At 63.4% G+C, this 13,622-nt stretch carries 13 protein-coding genes; 7 read left to right on the plus strand and 6 right to left on the minus strand.

Annotated elements, in window-relative coordinates; all coding sequences use genetic code 11:
• Positions 1–63: 63 nt before the first annotated feature.
• Complete coding sequence (locus F4Y72_05870; GenBank protein ID MXZ27816.1) at positions 64–513, minus strand: D-tyrosyl-tRNA(Tyr) deacylase; 450 nt, start codon at positions 511–513, stop codon at positions 64–66.
• A 75-nt stretch (positions 514–588) separates the two neighbouring features.
• On the opposite strand from F4Y72_05870, the gene F4Y72_05875 reads away from it, so the two are divergent.
• Positions 589–2,475: an oligopeptide transporter, OPT family gene (locus tag F4Y72_05875; GenBank protein MXZ27817.1), complete on the plus strand. Its 1,887-nt coding sequence runs from the start codon at positions 589–591 to the stop codon at positions 2,473–2,475.
• Positions 2,476–2,518: 43 nt separating this feature from the next.
• Positions 2,519–2,818: a DUF1330 domain-containing protein gene (locus F4Y72_05880; protein MXZ27818.1), complete on the plus strand. Its 300-nt coding sequence runs from the start codon at positions 2,519–2,521 to the stop codon at positions 2,816–2,818.
• A gap of 34 nt (positions 2,819–2,852) precedes the next feature.
• Here the strand turns inward: F4Y72_05880 and F4Y72_05885 are convergent, their stop codons facing one another.
• From F4Y72_05885 to F4Y72_05895, 3 genes are all read right to left on the minus strand, one after another.
• Positions 2,853–3,620, minus strand: a complete 768-nt coding sequence (locus F4Y72_05885) for a hypothetical protein (protein MXZ27819.1) — start codon at positions 3,618–3,620, stop codon at positions 2,853–2,855.
• A 100-nt stretch (positions 3,621–3,720) separates the two neighbouring features.
• Positions 3,721–4,515 (minus strand): hypothetical protein, encoded by a 795-nt coding sequence (locus tag F4Y72_05890; GenBank protein ID MXZ27820.1) that lies wholly within the window; start codon positions 4,513–4,515, stop codon positions 3,721–3,723.
• On the minus strand, positions 4,512–5,168 hold the full coding sequence (locus F4Y72_05895) for a helix-hairpin-helix domain-containing protein (protein ID MXZ27821.1): 657 nt from the start codon (positions 5,166–5,168) through the stop codon (positions 4,512–4,514). Before F4Y72_05895 ends, F4Y72_05890 begins: the two co-directional genes overlap by 4 nt.
• A gap of 230 nt (positions 5,169–5,398) precedes the next feature.
• On the opposite strand from F4Y72_05895, the gene F4Y72_05900 reads away from it, so the two are divergent.
• Positions 5,399–5,833: a sulfite oxidase subunit YedZ gene (locus F4Y72_05900; protein MXZ27822.1), complete on the plus strand. Its 435-nt coding sequence runs from the start codon at positions 5,399–5,401 to the stop codon at positions 5,831–5,833.
• On the opposite strand, the gene F4Y72_05905 is transcribed toward F4Y72_05900, so the two are convergent.
• Positions 5,787–6,278 (minus strand): PaaI family thioesterase, encoded by a 492-nt coding sequence (locus tag F4Y72_05905; protein ID MXZ27823.1) that lies wholly within the window; start codon positions 6,276–6,278, stop codon positions 5,787–5,789. The genes F4Y72_05900 and F4Y72_05905 overlap by 47 nt on opposite strands.
• 38 nt (positions 6,279–6,316) lie before the next feature.
• On the opposite strand from F4Y72_05905, the gene F4Y72_05910 reads away from it, so the two are divergent.
• The 4 genes from F4Y72_05910 to F4Y72_05925 are packed head-to-tail and all read left to right on the plus strand — an operon-like array spanning position 6,317 to position 12,071.
• Positions 6,317–6,751, plus strand: coding sequence for an HIT family protein (locus F4Y72_05910; GenBank protein MXZ27824.1), 435 nt, complete (start codon positions 6,317–6,319; stop codon positions 6,749–6,751).
• Between the two features lie 11 nt (positions 6,752–6,762).
• The gene (locus F4Y72_05915) at positions 6,763–7,917 is read left to right on the plus strand and encodes an acyl-CoA dehydrogenase (GenBank protein ID MXZ27825.1); all 1,155 of its coding nucleotides are present in this window, start codon (positions 6,763–6,765) and stop codon (positions 7,915–7,917) included.
• Between the two features lie 7 nt (positions 7,918–7,924).
• Positions 7,925–10,024: a TonB-dependent receptor gene (locus tag F4Y72_05920; GenBank protein ID MXZ27826.1), complete on the plus strand. Its 2,100-nt coding sequence runs from the start codon at positions 7,925–7,927 to the stop codon at positions 10,022–10,024.
• Positions 9,981–12,071 carry an amidohydrolase family protein gene (locus F4Y72_05925; GenBank protein MXZ27827.1) on the plus strand — a complete coding sequence of 697 codons (2,091 nt, stop codon included), beginning with the start codon at positions 9,981–9,983 and terminating at the stop codon, positions 12,069–12,071. Before F4Y72_05920 ends, F4Y72_05925 begins: the two co-directional genes overlap by 44 nt.
• On the opposite strand, the gene F4Y72_05930 is transcribed toward F4Y72_05925, so the two are convergent.
• Entirely contained in the window at positions 12,061–13,614 is a 1,554-nt protein-coding gene (locus F4Y72_05930) for a c-type cytochrome (GenBank protein ID MXZ27828.1), read from the minus strand. The genes F4Y72_05925 and F4Y72_05930 overlap by 11 nt on opposite strands.
• Positions 13,615–13,622 lie beyond the last annotated feature (8 nt).

The following is a 13,622-nucleotide window of genomic DNA, read 5'->3' on the forward strand; positions in this document are numbered from 1 at the left end:
CGGGTCCATTTACCCATGCGCCACTCGCCTGAGCAGCGCTACGGTAGCTCCCAATCATACCCTCTAAGGCCCCGGATGGGCTTGCAGAAGAATGGTTACCGGTCCCGAGTTGACCAGTTCCACGTCCATGTCGGCGCCATAAACGCCTGTTGCCACGCGCACGCCCAGCGCCTTCGATTCGGCCACCAGCCGGTCGAACAGCCGCCGTCCCACGTCGGGCGGCGCCGCCTTTGAAAACCCCGGCCGGGTGCCCTTGCGCGTGTCGGCCGCCAGCGTGAACTGCGACACCAGCAAGAGTTCGCCGCCCACGTCCTGCAGGCTCAGGTTCATGCGCCCGTCGGCGTCCGGAAATACGCGGTAGCCCACGATGCGCTCCGCCAGCCGCCTGGCCTGCGCATCGCCGTCGTCCCGTTCCACCGCGGCCAGCACCAGCAGGCCGCGGCCGATTTGGCCGACCACCTTTCCATCGACAGCGACTTGCGCGCGGCTGACACGTTGAAGCAGGCCGATCATGATTCAGCGGATTGGTCCCACGATTCAATGGTTGCAGCCGTATATAGTAGTCGCCTCGTTCGAGGAGGGTGTCTCATGCCGCAACTGACCGTCAAGGCGATAGTAACCGGTGTAATTCTCTCAATTGTCCTGTCGGGGGCCAATGCGTATATCGGACTTTTTGCGGGGCTGACGGTGTCCGCGTCCATTCCCGCCGCGGTGATGTCCATGGCGGTGCTGAGCATGTTCAAGCGCAGCAATATTCTCGAACACAACATCGTGCAGACCGCCGCTTCGGCGGGCGAGTCGCTGGCCGCGGGCGTGATCTTCACCTTGCCTGCCTTGCTGATGCTCAACTACTGGAGTGTGTTCGATTACTGGTGGGTAAGCGTAATCGCGCTGGTGGGCGGTCTGCTTGGCGTGCTCTATACGATTCCGCTGAGGCATTCGCTCATCGTGTCGGAGAACCTGGCGTTTCCCGAAGGTCAGGCCACCGCGCAGGTGCTGAAGGCCGGACAGGAGCGTGGCGGAGAGGTCCGCTTTCTGCTCCTGGGCGCAGGATTGGGCGCGGTCGCCAAGTTGTCCGAGACCGGGCTGAAGGTGTGGGAGGGGATTGCACAGTGGGCCACTCGCGTGGGCGGCGACAGCATCGCCTACGTCGGATCCAACCTCTCTCCGGCCCTGGTTGGCGTGGGATACATCGTCGGCATCAACATCGCCAGCCTGGTGCTGTTGGGAGGACTGTTCTCCTGGAACGTGGCCTTGCCGGTTTTCGGTGCCTACTACATGGAGAACTACCCGGAGCTTGCAGCAGCCGTGGCGGACATGTCGGCCGCCGACGCGGCATTTGCGATCTGGAGCACGCAGATTCGATACCTCGGCGTCGGCGCCATGATCATAGGCGGCCTGTGGGCGCTTTTGTCGTTGCGCGGTTCCCTGGTTGAAGCCTTCCGGCGCGGCTTCGGAAAATCGGGCGCAGCGGCGTCCATAGCGGAAACCGATCGGGACACGCCGATGCGGATCGTCGTGATCGGCGTCGCCTGCATGGCGCTGTTCATGTGGCTGATCTACTACAACGTCGTGGAAAACGCGGGCATCTCGCTGGCCATGACGCTCCTGATGGCCACTACCGGTTTCCTGTTTTCCGCGGTGGCCGCGTACATGGCGGGCCTGGTGGGTTCCTCCAATAACCCGGTATCGGGCGTAACCATCGCCACCATCCTGTTTTCGTCCCTGCTGATGTTGTTGATGGTGGGCAGAGGCGACGTCACCGCGCCGGCGGCCGTGATCATGATCGGCGCCGTGGTCTGCTGCGCGGCTGCGATCGGCGGTGACAACATGCAGGACCTCAAGGCCGGGCGAATGGTGGGATCAACGCCCTGGAAACAGCAGATCATGCAGGTGGTTGGTGTCGTCTCCGCCACTTTCGTGCTCGCGCCCATACTGAACGTGCTGCTCAGCGCATACGGAATCGGGCCCGCCACCGACGAGAATCCCGATTCCCTGCTTGCGCCACAGGCTACGCTGATGGCCTCGGTTGCGCAGGGAGTCCTCGGCCAGGGTGCAGACCTGCCATGGGGGATGATCTATACCGGCATAGGCGTGGGCGCCGTGATCATCATCTGCGATGAAGTGCTCAGAGTGCGAAAGGCGTCATTCCGGATGCCGGTTCTGGCCGTGGCGGTGGGCATTTACCTGCCGGTCGAATTGGCGGTTCCGATCTTCATCGGCGGGCTGGTGTCGTACATCGCCAAGCGGGCTCGCGGCGGCGAAGCGGCGCGTCCGGGTTCGCTCTACGCGGCGGGACTCATTACCGGCGAGGCCCTGATGGGCATTCTCATCGCCGTCCTGATCGTCGGTTTCGAGAATCCGGCGCCGTTGGCGCTGGGGTTATCGGCCGGAGTGTTGCCCGGCATCGTTGCGCTTGCGGTGATCGTGGCCCTGCTGTACCGTGCTGGCGCGCGCAACAGAGCCGCAGGCTGAGTTTGCGTTTCATTGGCTTTCTGACGGGGAGGATCTTTCACCCATGTCCCATTACCTGGTGGCGGTGTGCCACATCACCAACTTCAACGACAACATGAAGAAATACGCCCAGCTCTCAGCCGAGCTCGTGGCGCAGAACGGCGGCGAGTACGTCATCCGGGGCCCGGCGGAAGAAGACGTCGAGGGCGACAAGCTGGCCGGCTGCTACCTGATCGTCAGCCGCTTCCCCACCCGCGAACAGCTCGACGCCTTCTGGAAGGGCGACGAGTACCGCAACAACGTCCGCCCGCTTCGCGCCGGCACCGGAAAGTACGACATCGCGATCTACCCCTCCGCTCCCTGACCCGCGCGGCTTCCTGCAGCCGCAGTCGCCGGCCCTAGCGAGCCGGCTTCCGGCGTCGGCGCACGTACCAGTTGGCAAGCAGGATTGCCGCAAGAACGCCCGCAATCCAGGGGTTGTAGAGTGGATGCACAAGTGAAACTATCAGAGGCTGGATAAACAGGACGAGGGGAGCGGTCAGCAGGAAAAGTTCAAATACCTGCGTATCGTTCAAGCTGTGGGTTAACGCCACCCAGGCACAAAGAGAAGCGTAGGTAGCGAGTGTTCCCAGGCGCCAGGAGCCGCATCCAATGCTGGTCGCTCCCGCCAGGAAGGCGCCGGATGCAAGCATGGCCACTTCTCTTCCGTTTGGAGCGAACCCCCGGAATTTTTGAGCCACGTGGCCGTCGAAGATGCTGCAATACCCGAAATCAAATTCCAGCCACACGATCAAACCGAGCGTCAAACTAACCAACCCCAGAAGCGTACCAAGTCCACGCCGAAATCCGGAAAGCCATGCCGGCGCCAGCGGCTGGCCTTCGAACGTTCTGTTCTTCCGGTAATTCGCCCAAAGAAAATACCCGAGCAGGAAGCCTGCTCCGATGGCCCCACACAGGAGCACGAACTGCCAAGAATAAAAAGGTCGCCGCGCGGTGGCGGCTAATACACTGCTGCAGATCGAGAGGAAACCGGCCACCGAGGCGAGCCGCCAGGAACCATGCACAAAGGCGATGAGCGAGGCGCAAAAAGCGATCGGACCAAGAAAAAGAAAGCTGAAGCCCGATACCCAGTAGAAGATCGCCAGATTGCTGATTGCGATTGTCATGCTGATCGCACCAGCAACGAGTCCGGAACGCTGCATTCTTCCCGCCCTCATTCACGCTCTCCAAATGTTTGCGTCCTGCCCGGACACTCGACACAGGTGTTCAGGGGTCTTGGTGTGTCATCGGTCTTTTGCGGTTCCTGGATTGCTGGTGGTGCCAGAGAAGGAACGCGCAAAGCGCGGCAAGCCCCATCAGCGGGTAGATTACCTGGTACTCGGCCGGGCCGAACCACATGGGCATTAGAGTGGCCATCGTAGGGATTGCGAGAAATATCGCCAGCGCGGCCGTTCGCCAGGCTCCGCACAGAATCGCAATTATTGCCCCAAGCAGTCCCAACAGCCCCATCATCGGCGTGTACATCAAACCGGGAACAGTCGCGTACAACGCACCGAAACCTGAGCTTAAGCCCGTTGTCGGCACGGAAAAGAGCATCCCGAGCGCGAACCGAAAACGAAGATCGGCGGATAGCGCGATCAGTGCCAGCGCGACACTCAATATTCCAAAGCAAACACCGAGCCGCTTGCGAACCACGCCTCTCGCCTCCGGTAATTGCCGTTGAGTTTGCGCCGCCCTGGCCCGCAGGTAATTCATGCCCAGCGGAATTGCCATCGCGGCGCCCATCATAAAAACAATGGCAGTAACCAATGGGTCAGGTTCACTTGCAAAAGGCGAGTCGGCGACCAGGGAAAACCCGGCCGGGCCTGCAGCTCCGAACCACACGGTAAGAATCGCGAGCCGCCACGCTCCCAGGACCAAAGCGACCAGCGCCCCCAGCAAGGCCGGAAGGATCAGCACCGGGCCAGGCGTGGTCGGAGACCAGGCAACTACCGGAGCGGCTATTGCAAGCAGAAGGCTTGCGGCTCCGATGACGAAGCCGTAATGCGCCGAACGGGTCACCGTATGGTCATGTAGCGTTCCAGCCGGGCGACTTCGGCGTCGTCCACGTACTTTCCGATTTCACGGCGGAACTGCTCCATGTTGCGGTACGGGCGATACTCGAGAAACTCGTGCACCATGCGCCTTCCTACGCCGGGAATGCCGGCGAAGTCGGCCTCGCTCGCGGAATTCAGGTCCAGCGGCACGAAGACATACTGTTCGAGCCGGGCAACCTCCTCGTCGTCCACATACTTGCCGATTTCGCGCCTGAACTGCTCAAGCGAACGATATGGCCGGTACTCCTCGAACTCGTGCGCCATGCGCCTGCCCACGCCGGGGATCAGGAGAATTTCATCCTCCGTGGCGGAATTCAGATTGATGGGAACGAACAGTTGCCCGTATACCTCCGCTCGCTGACTCTCGTTCAATGATCCGCTCAATAGAACGTCCAGTTCCGCCGCACCGGGAAAGGGCCGGCCATCGACGATGTCCCTCACCAGCCCGGGGTCAAGATGGATGACGCCCTCAAGCTGATCTTCGTCGGCCACGTTGGGGTTGAGAATGCTCTCGTTATTGCCGACTTGCGCCTGCGCGGCGCTCCACAAGAACGCGGTCGCCACGCAGAGGGCTGACATTGACCGATTCATTCGTGCTCTCCCGAGAATTGCCGCCATACTAGTGGCGTGCCTCAAAAGGGGTCAAGATTTTCCCGAACAACCGGCGGGAATGCCGGAACGGGACTTCGCCTTTGCTCCGCCGACTGATCGATTCGCCCTACCTGCTCTGGTTGCTGCTCGCGCTGCCGGGCGCGGTCACGATCTTTCGGTACGCTACGGGCGCCACGTTCTACGGGGAGGTGGTGCTGGGAACAGGAGATATCTCGGCGAAACTGCTTATCGCAACCATGGCCGTTACGCCGCTGTCACTGATGTTTCCGGGACGTTCATGGGTCAGGTGGTTGCTCAGGCGGCGGCGGTATCTCGGGGTGGCTGCGTTCGGCTACGCGGCTTTGCATACCGTCGTGTACCTGTTTCGAAAGGGCTCGTTCGGACTCATACTGGCTGAAGGCGCCGAACCCGGACTGCTCGCCGGCTGGATCGCGCTGGCCATTCTCGTGCCGTTGGCGATCACCAGCAACGACGCCGCCGTCCGGCGCCTGCGTAGGCTCTGGAAACGCCTGCACCGATGGGTGTACGCGGCGGCCATACTGACTTTCGTGCACTGGGTCATCGAGGCCTACGATCCGGTGCCCGGACTCATTCACCTGGCCGTGCTGGCCGCGCTGGAAGGATTCAGGCTCTGGAAGACGAATCGCGGCCGGAAGCGCCGGCCAACATGAAGCGCGCCTGCGCAGTTGCCACGAGTGCACCATTGTCGTCGCGAAAGGCCTTGCCTTCCATTTCCATCATGCGGCCCCGGCGGCGCAGCAGCCTTCCTTCGAGTTTCAGTCCGACCCCCATCGGCACCGCGTCGCGGTAGCGGACCTCGCAGCGCGCCGTGTGGGCGCGCTGGCCCTGCAGGAAACTCCAGTTGGCCATGACGTCGTCCAGCAGCGAATAGAGGATGCCGCCGTGGAGCATGTCGCTGTAGCCCACATGCGTTGGACCCGGCGTGAATTCCGCGCGGCAGATCTGCTCGCCGCCTTCCTCCTCCAGCCGGAAACGCACCCTCAGGCCCCCCGGGTTGGAAGGCCCGCAGACGAAGCAATGATTGGCCGGATCCCAGAGTTCGCCGGCGTTTTTTTCCATGGACTGTTTTTGTGCGCCGGACACTACGTAGGGCATGATAGAAACAAACGTGGAATGATACGCGGGCCCGACCCATGACTTACGATTCCGGCAACATTTTCGCACGCATCCTGGCCGGTGAGGCCAAGTCCCACCGCGTTTACGACGATGAGCATGTTCTGGCGATCATGGATGTCATGCCGCGCGCCGACGGCCATACGCTGGTGCTGCCCAAGGCCCCGTGCGCGGATTTTCACACGCTTCCCGCGGATGCCGTACCCGGCGTGTTTGCGGCCACTCAGAAGCTCGCGAATGCGGTCAGGCAGGCGTTCGGAGCGGACGGGGTACTGGTCACGCTGCGCAACGGCGCCGCTGCCGGCCAGGTCGTCTTCCACATGCATGTGCACGTCATCCCCTGCCATCAGGGCCAGCCGGTGAGGCCGCCGGGGCACGCACTGGCCGATGACGAAGTTCTCGCGGAGCATGCCCGGCTGATTCGCGAGGCGCTGGCCCGCCAGCCAGCGGACTAGTCGCGGGACTTATGCCTGCAAGTCACCTCAAGTGGCCGTTTTTCGAGCAACGGCATGGCGACCGGCAGCGCAGGCTGGACGCCTGGTGCGGCGAGCAATCCTGGGAGCAGGAACCGGCCGCCGCCGAACTGGACGCAAGCTGCCGGGACATCGCCGCCCGCCTTGGCGAGGCCGGGTTCCTGAAGTTCGCAGTTCCGCAGCCGTTCGGCGATGATGCCGGCCTTGACGCCCGCAGTCTGTGCCTGATGCGCGAGACCCTGGCGCGGCACGAGCCCCTGGCCGATTTCGTCTACGCGATGCAGGTTCTCGGCAGCGCGCCTATCAGCCTTTACGGGAACTCCCCACAGAAGGCGGCATGGCTGGGCGATGTTGCCGCGGGGCGGAAGATCGCGGCCTTTGCGCTCTCGGAGAAGGAAGCGGGTTCGGATGTCGCCGCCATGACCATGCGCGCGGAGCGGCGCAATGGCGACTACGTGCTCAATGGCGCCAAGGCCTGGATTTCGAACGCCGGAGTTGCCGATTTCTACGTCGTGTTCGCCCGGACCGCCGAAGGCAAGCGGGGTTTCAGCGCGTTCGTGGCGCCGGCCGATACGCCCGGCCTCCGGGTCGCCGAGCGCACTCCGGTCATTGCGGCGCATCCGCTGGGCAACCTTGAATTCAGCGACTGCCGGTTGCCGTCCTCCTCGATGCTGGGTGCGCCGGGAGACGGGCTGCGCGTAGCGCTCGGCACTCTGGACCTGTGCCGTTCCACCGTGGGCGCGGCCGCGCTGGGCATGGCGCGCCGGGCCTACGGTGAAGCGCTGCAGAGAGCACGGCGAAGGGAGCTGTTCGGCGGGATCCTGGGCGACTTGCAGCTCACGCAGGCGGCCCTGGCCGATATGGCGACGTCCATCGACGCGGCGGCCCTTCTGGTGTACCGGGCCGCCTGGACGCGCGATTCGGGGCAGGAGCGAATAACCCGCGAGGCTTCGATGGCCAAGCTGTTCGCGACCGAGCACGCGCAAAAGGTGATCGACCGCGCGGTGCAGTTGTTCGGCGGCGAGGGGGTCCGGGCCGGTTCCGTCGTGGAGCGGCTGTACCGCGAGATACGTGCGCTGAGGATTTACGAGGGTGCAAGCGAGATTCAGCAATTGCTGATCGCGCGCCACGAGCTCCAGGAAAACTGACGCCGTGATGCGCCGGTATCGGCAGTACGCCCTGCCATGGCTGCTTGCGCTTGCCCAATGCCTGCTGCTGCCTGCCGTCCATGCCCAGGACAGCAACGGCGCCAGCGCCGATGTCGAGGAAATCGTGGTGACCGCGCAGCGGCGTCCCAGCGATGCACAGAGCGTGGGACGCAGCCTCAGCGTGCTGGACCTTGAGCGCCTCGGCGGACTGCCCGGACAGACGCACGTGCAGGAGGCGCTGGCGCGGGTGCCCGGCGTGAACCTGCAGCGGGGCAACGGACAGGAGTACCTGCCGGCGCTGCGTTCGCCGGTGCTCACCGGCGCCGGCGCCTGCGGCGCGCTGCTGACGGCCGAGGACGGCATTCCGCTCACGTCGCCGGGCTTCTGCAATATCAACGAACTTTTCTTCGCCCATCACGAGGCGGCTTCGCGCATAGAGGTGCTGCGTGGGCCGGGCACGGCCGTGTATGGAGGCAACGCGCTGCACGGTGTCGTGAACGTCATTACCGCGCGCAGCGCAGGGTCTTCGCTTGCCGGCCTTGAGTTGGGGTCGTACGGTCTGGCCCGGTTCCGGCTGAACCGGTTCGGCGCGTCGGACAGCGGCCTCAGGTTGACGGTAGTGCGCGACGGCGGTTTTCGCGACGATTCCGGCTACCGGCAGTTCAAGCTCAATGCGTTCCGTTCGGGGAGCAGGCGAACCTGGGTCTGGACCGGCGCCGTGGCCATGAGCGGGCTGGACCAGGACACCGCCGGATACATCACCGGACTCGAAAGCTATCGCGACCCGCGAACCGCCCGCTCCAATCCGGACCCCGAAGCCTTTCGCAAGGCGCTCAATCTGCGTGCCTGGGCACGCCTTGAGTATCGCCGTAATGAAGCCTGGTCGCTGGTCCTGACGCCGTACCTGCGCTACTCGCGCATGCGCTTTCGGATGCACTTCCTGCCCGGCGACCCGTTCGAGCGCAACGGCCATTCCGGCGCCGGCCTGCAGACGGCCGCCTATATCGACGGTCCGGCCGGGCGCCTCATTGCCGGGTTGGATTTCGAGTACGCGCAGGGCGATCTGAACCAGTGGCAAGAGGGCGATGCCGCCGGCAGCGCGTTCGTGCGGGCCGTCTTTCCAGCCGGCGATCACTACGACTACGAGGTGGACGCCGGCTGGTTCGCGCCGTTCGCGCATCTGGACCTGCGTCTTGGTGGCCGATGGATCGCGAGCTTCGGGGCGCGTTACGAACGTGCTCGCTACGACTACCGCACCATGCTGCCCGCGGGGCGCACGCGCGACGACCTGACGCCCTGCGGCTTCGGTGGGTGCCGCTACAGTCGCCCGGCCAATCGCGCCGACAGCTTCGGGACGGTCTCGCCCAAGGCAAGCATCATCTGGAGTCCGTCAGTCAGCGCACGCGCCTGGCTCAGTCTCTCGCACGGCTTTCGCATGCCGCAGGCCACCGAGCTGTACCGTCTGCAGGGTGCACAGGCCACGGCCGACTTACGTCCAGAACAGCTTCGGGCGGCGGAACTGGGCGCGTCCTTCCGCCGCGAAGCCTTTGCCGCGCAGGTGGCGCTGTATCACATGCGCAAGCGGAACGTCCTGTTCCGGGATGCGGAGCTGTTCAACCGCGCGGGCGGCGGCACCCGCCACGACGGGTTCGAGATCGACGTTTCCTGGCAAGCGATATCCGGGCTGACGGTGGAACTTGTCGGCAGCGTTGCCCGGCACCGTTACGACAAGGATTACCTGCTTGGAGGCGTCAATCTGAACGGCCTCGACGTGGACACGGCTCCTCGCTGGTTCGGCGGGACGCGCATTCGCTGGCGGGACGAGTCAGACTGGCAGGTGGAGCTGGAGTGGCTCTGGACTTCAGGCTACTTCATGGAGCCCGAAAACCTCCATCGCTACCCGAGCCATGAAATCCTGAATCTGCGCGCGCGCGCGGCGCTGGGGCCCAGCGTCATCGCCTACCTGCGCCTGCTGAACGTCACCGGTCGCGCATACGCGGACAGAGCCGACTACACGGTCTTCAGCGGAGAACGCTATTTCCCGGGACGGCCACGGTCCTTGTATGCCGGTCTGGAATGGCGCTGGGGAGTGTCCCTCCCGAAGTAGCCGGCGCCTTGGCGGAGCTTCGATCCCGCCCTTCCTTTGCCCGCCTCCTCGTAGGAGACGCCATCCTGGCTCGATTCTCGCTGTCCCTGCTTCAACGCTCCCACGAGGAGGCGGGCAAAGGAAGGGCTTAAGCCGGCTCCGGCGGGTGCGGGCCGGGGCTATTCTTCCGCTTCGTCCCCTTCGGAGGCGATCCATTCACCGCCCTGGAAACCGCAGCCGATTTCCAGCGCGAAGGCGTCTCCGGTGTAATAGTGTTGCTTCGAATCTCCCAGATCGCAGATCCCCACCGTCTCGCGCTCGGCGTTGCACTCGGCGCCCTCGGCGAAGCTTGCGTCATGGTTGTCGTCCGTCTGGCCCAGTTCCGTGCAGGCGGCTTCCGTTACCGGCGCCTGGCAAACGTCGAACGGACCCGCGAACATGTTTTCCTGGACATAAGTACAGGCACCCACCGGTTCGTCGTCACCAACCGCGGCACTCATCAGCACCAGAAACAGGCCCGGCAGCCAGTGTTTTCTCGTCATGGGTATGCTCCCCCTCCTCAGAACAGCGGCGAATGATAAACCACCGCTCTGCTATGCTGCGGAGCACAATCCGCGCAGTGGTCCTTGGGAGGAATGTTCCGCCTATGTGGATAAAGAAAAACCGCCTCGACCGGCCGCAGGACGGCCGCCTGCCCATTCCGACGCAGATCATCTCCAATGAGGAATATTTTCCGACGTCGCAGACGCCCGAACAGCGCAAGGTGGAATTGCTGCTGAAGGAATGGTCCGCGCAACGCAGCAAGACCCTGGGACTTTCGCGCCGCGAGTTTCTGGCAGGAAGCTGCGGAATGGCGATGGCCTTCATGGCGATGAACGAAGTGTTCGGTCCCTGGTTCCGCGTGCACGCGTCGGAAACCTACGATCTGGAGGCGTACCCCGAGCTTTGGCCCAAGAGTTCATTCGTTTTCGACGTGCAGACGCATCACGTGCGCACCGATGGGGTGGAGCCGCTGTTTTTCCGCAAGCTCTCGGCGCCGTTCAACAAGGAGCTGGCCGGGGTGGAGCCGCAGAAGGGCGACCTGCAGTTCCGCAACTTCATAAAGGAAGTGTTCTTCGACAGCGATACACAGGTGGCGGTCATCAGCGGTGTGGCCTCCAACCTCTTCAACGTGCTCAACTCGGACGAGATGGTGGAGGGCCGCGAGCGGATCAACGCGATGGCCGGATCGCAGCGGCTGCTGGCGCACGGGCTGACGGCGCCGTTCTTCCCGAATTTCCTCGAAGAGACCGAGCGCATGGCGCTGGAACTGAAGGTGGATTCCTGGAAGTTCTATCCCGGCGTGGTGGAGCGCAAGGGCGAGTTCCCGTTCTGGATGGACGACGAGGAGTTGATGTATCCCTTCTACGAGAAGATTCTCGGCTACGGCATGGATCTGGTTTGCGTGCACAAGGGCCTGCCGCTGCCGGGCAGCAGCCTGGAGCACAACCATCCGCGCGACATCGAAAAGGCGGCCCGCGACCACCCCGACATCAACTTCATCATCTATCACTCCGGCTTCAAGGCGGCGAATTACGAACTGCCGCCCGGCGACGGCTACATACAGGAAGGCGGCTACCTGCCCTGGACCACCGACCTGGTGCGCATGCGCGAAGCCAACCCCGACATGACCAACGTATACATGGAACTCGGCACCACCTTCGGCCACACGGTCATTACCCATCCCAACGTGTGCGCGCATTTCCTGGGGCAGATCCTCAAGGCGTACGGCGCCGATCACGTGATCTGGGGCACGGACGCCATCTGGTGGGGATCGCCGCAATGGCAGATCGAGGCCTTCCGCCGCTTCAGGATGCCCGAGGAGCTGCAGGAGGAGTTCGGTTATCCCGATCTGACGGACGCCGACAAGGACAAGATCCTGGGACTGAACGCCGCGCGCCTGTACGGCATCGATCCCGACGAAGCGCGCAAGGCTCTTCCCGCCGACGGGCTATCGCAACTGAAGAACTGGTACGGCCACGAAGGCGGTCAGCCCAGCAACACCCAATACGGCTGGATCAAGACCTGACCGAGGTTGATACGAGCTTGATGATTTGTCCGCCGCTGTCGTGTTCCAACAGGAGATAAATCTCCCCGGCCGCTCCCACCTCGATATCGCGAAACCGCACCACGTCTTCCAGCAGCGTTTCCTGATGCACCAGTTGATGGTCCGTCACTCGCATGCGCAACAGGTCGGAAGCCCGCAAGGTACCGACAATGAGGTCGCCGTTCCATTCGGGAAACATGTCGCCCCGATAAAACACAAAGCTTGACAGGGCAGGCGCGGGCGTAAAGTCAATCAAAGGCTGCCGGATGTCGGCAACGTCGAATTCAATGCCGAGCACTCTGCCCCAGGCGACCGGCGTGCCGGTGTAGTTGACCCCGAGAGAGAACAGCGGCCAACCGTAATTAAGCCCGGGTTCGATGAGATTGATCTCATCGCCCCCGCGCGGACCCATCTCGGTGCTCCACAGTTCGTTGCTGTCGTGATTGAACTCCAGGCCCTGAGGATTGCGGTGGCCATAGGTCCAGATCGCCGGTTCGGCGTCGGGCGTGCCGACATAGGGATTGGCCGCCGGCACGCGGCCGTCGTCATGCAGGCGCATGATCTTGCCGTAGGGCGTGCTCAGGTCCTGTATGCCGATGTGTTCCATCGGACCCTTGATGCCCACGCCGAAGTACACGTAACCATCGCCGTCGAAAGCGATACGGCCGCCCGCGGCGATTTCCGGCATCAGCGTGTAGTGTGCGTGGTCCGCCTGCCAGAGCACCTCTTCGTCCACCCAGGCCCCGTCCCGAATGCGCCCGCGCACCAGTTTGTTCATCGACACGTCCTGCCCCGATTGCCGGCTGAGGTCGTTGCAGCCGGAGCACCGGTCGCCGTAGTGGAGATAAACCCAGCCGTTGTTCGCGTAGTCGGGATGCAGGGCCACTTCCATCATCCACCCCAGGCCCATCGGCTGGCCGACAAAGTTGAAGGAGTCGTCCCAGGCTTTGGGCGCCCCCCGGATCAGGTCGGATTGCTCCCCTTCAGCGCTGACGATGCTCAGGCCCCGGCGCTTTTCCGTAAGCAGCAGACCGCCGTCGGGCAATGGTTCAATGGAGAACGGCAGAGGATCAAGCCCGTCGATCACCGTTTCGACAACGAAGTCGTGGTGTTCGCTTTCAATGGTGCCTGCCGGTATTTCCAGCGGGGCGTTGTAGCGGAAATCCTCCAGATTGGTGCCCTGGCGCTGCTCGGAAATGTAGAGGGCCAAAGCCCGGATCTGCTGATCACTGAGCGTCGCAGAAAACCCGGGCATGCCCCGATCCGGAAATCCTCTCGCGGTGCTCCCGGCAATTTCGTCTATCGAATCGCCATGAAGCAATTCGGCTCCCCTGAGCGCCGTCCCCTGGGGCGCTCCCTGCAAGGCCTCCCCGTGGCAGACGGCGCATTCCCGCTGGTACAGCCTGGCAACAAGATCGGGCGGCGCCTCGGCCATATTCAGCTCGCGCAGGTTGACGACCCGGGGCGCCCCTTCAGGCTGTGCAACTGCGGCGTTGAAGACGCCGCAAGCCGCGGAAGCCAGCACGGTACAAA

It is taken from the genome of Gammaproteobacteria bacterium, assembly GCA_009838035.1.
Lineage (GTDB): Bacteria > Pseudomonadota > Gammaproteobacteria > Steroidobacterales > Foliamicaceae > Foliamicus.

What these genes read in the sequence shown, in the direction of transcription:
- F4Y72_05885 (MXZ27819.1), bottom strand. Translation starts at nt 3,620, where the DNA reads ATGACAATCGCAATCAGCAATCTGGCGATCTTCTACTGGGTATCGGGC.
- F4Y72_05880 (MXZ27818.1), top strand. Translation starts at nt 2,519, where the DNA reads ATGTCCCATTACCTGGTGGCGGTGTGCCACATCACCAACTTCAACGAC.
- F4Y72_05895 (MXZ27821.1), bottom strand. Translation starts at nt 5,168, where the DNA reads ATGGCGGCAATTCTCGGGAGAGCACGAATGAATCGGTCAATGTCAGCC.
- F4Y72_05870 (MXZ27816.1), bottom strand. Translation starts at nt 513, where the DNA reads ATGATCGGCCTGCTTCAACGTGTCAGCCGCGCGCAAGTCGCTGTCGAT.
- F4Y72_05920 (MXZ27826.1), top strand. Translation starts at nt 7,925, where the DNA reads ATGCGCCGGTATCGGCAGTACGCCCTGCCATGGCTGCTTGCGCTTGCC.
- F4Y72_05900 (MXZ27822.1), top strand. Translation starts at nt 5,399, where the DNA reads ATGGCCGTTACGCCGCTGTCACTGATGTTTCCGGGACGTTCATGGGTC.
- F4Y72_05905 (MXZ27823.1), bottom strand. Translation starts at nt 6,278, where the DNA reads ATGCCCTACGTAGTGTCCGGCGCACAAAAACAGTCCATGGAAAAAAAC.
- F4Y72_05910 (MXZ27824.1), top strand. Translation starts at nt 6,317, where the DNA reads ATGACTTACGATTCCGGCAACATTTTCGCACGCATCCTGGCCGGTGAG.
- F4Y72_05925 (MXZ27827.1), top strand. Translation starts at nt 9,981, where the DNA reads ATGCCGGTCTGGAATGGCGCTGGGGAGTGTCCCTCCCGAAGTAGCCGG.
- F4Y72_05915 (MXZ27825.1), top strand. Translation starts at nt 6,763, where the DNA reads ATGCCTGCAAGTCACCTCAAGTGGCCGTTTTTCGAGCAACGGCATGGC.
- F4Y72_05875 (MXZ27817.1), top strand. Translation starts at nt 589, where the DNA reads ATGCCGCAACTGACCGTCAAGGCGATAGTAACCGGTGTAATTCTCTCA.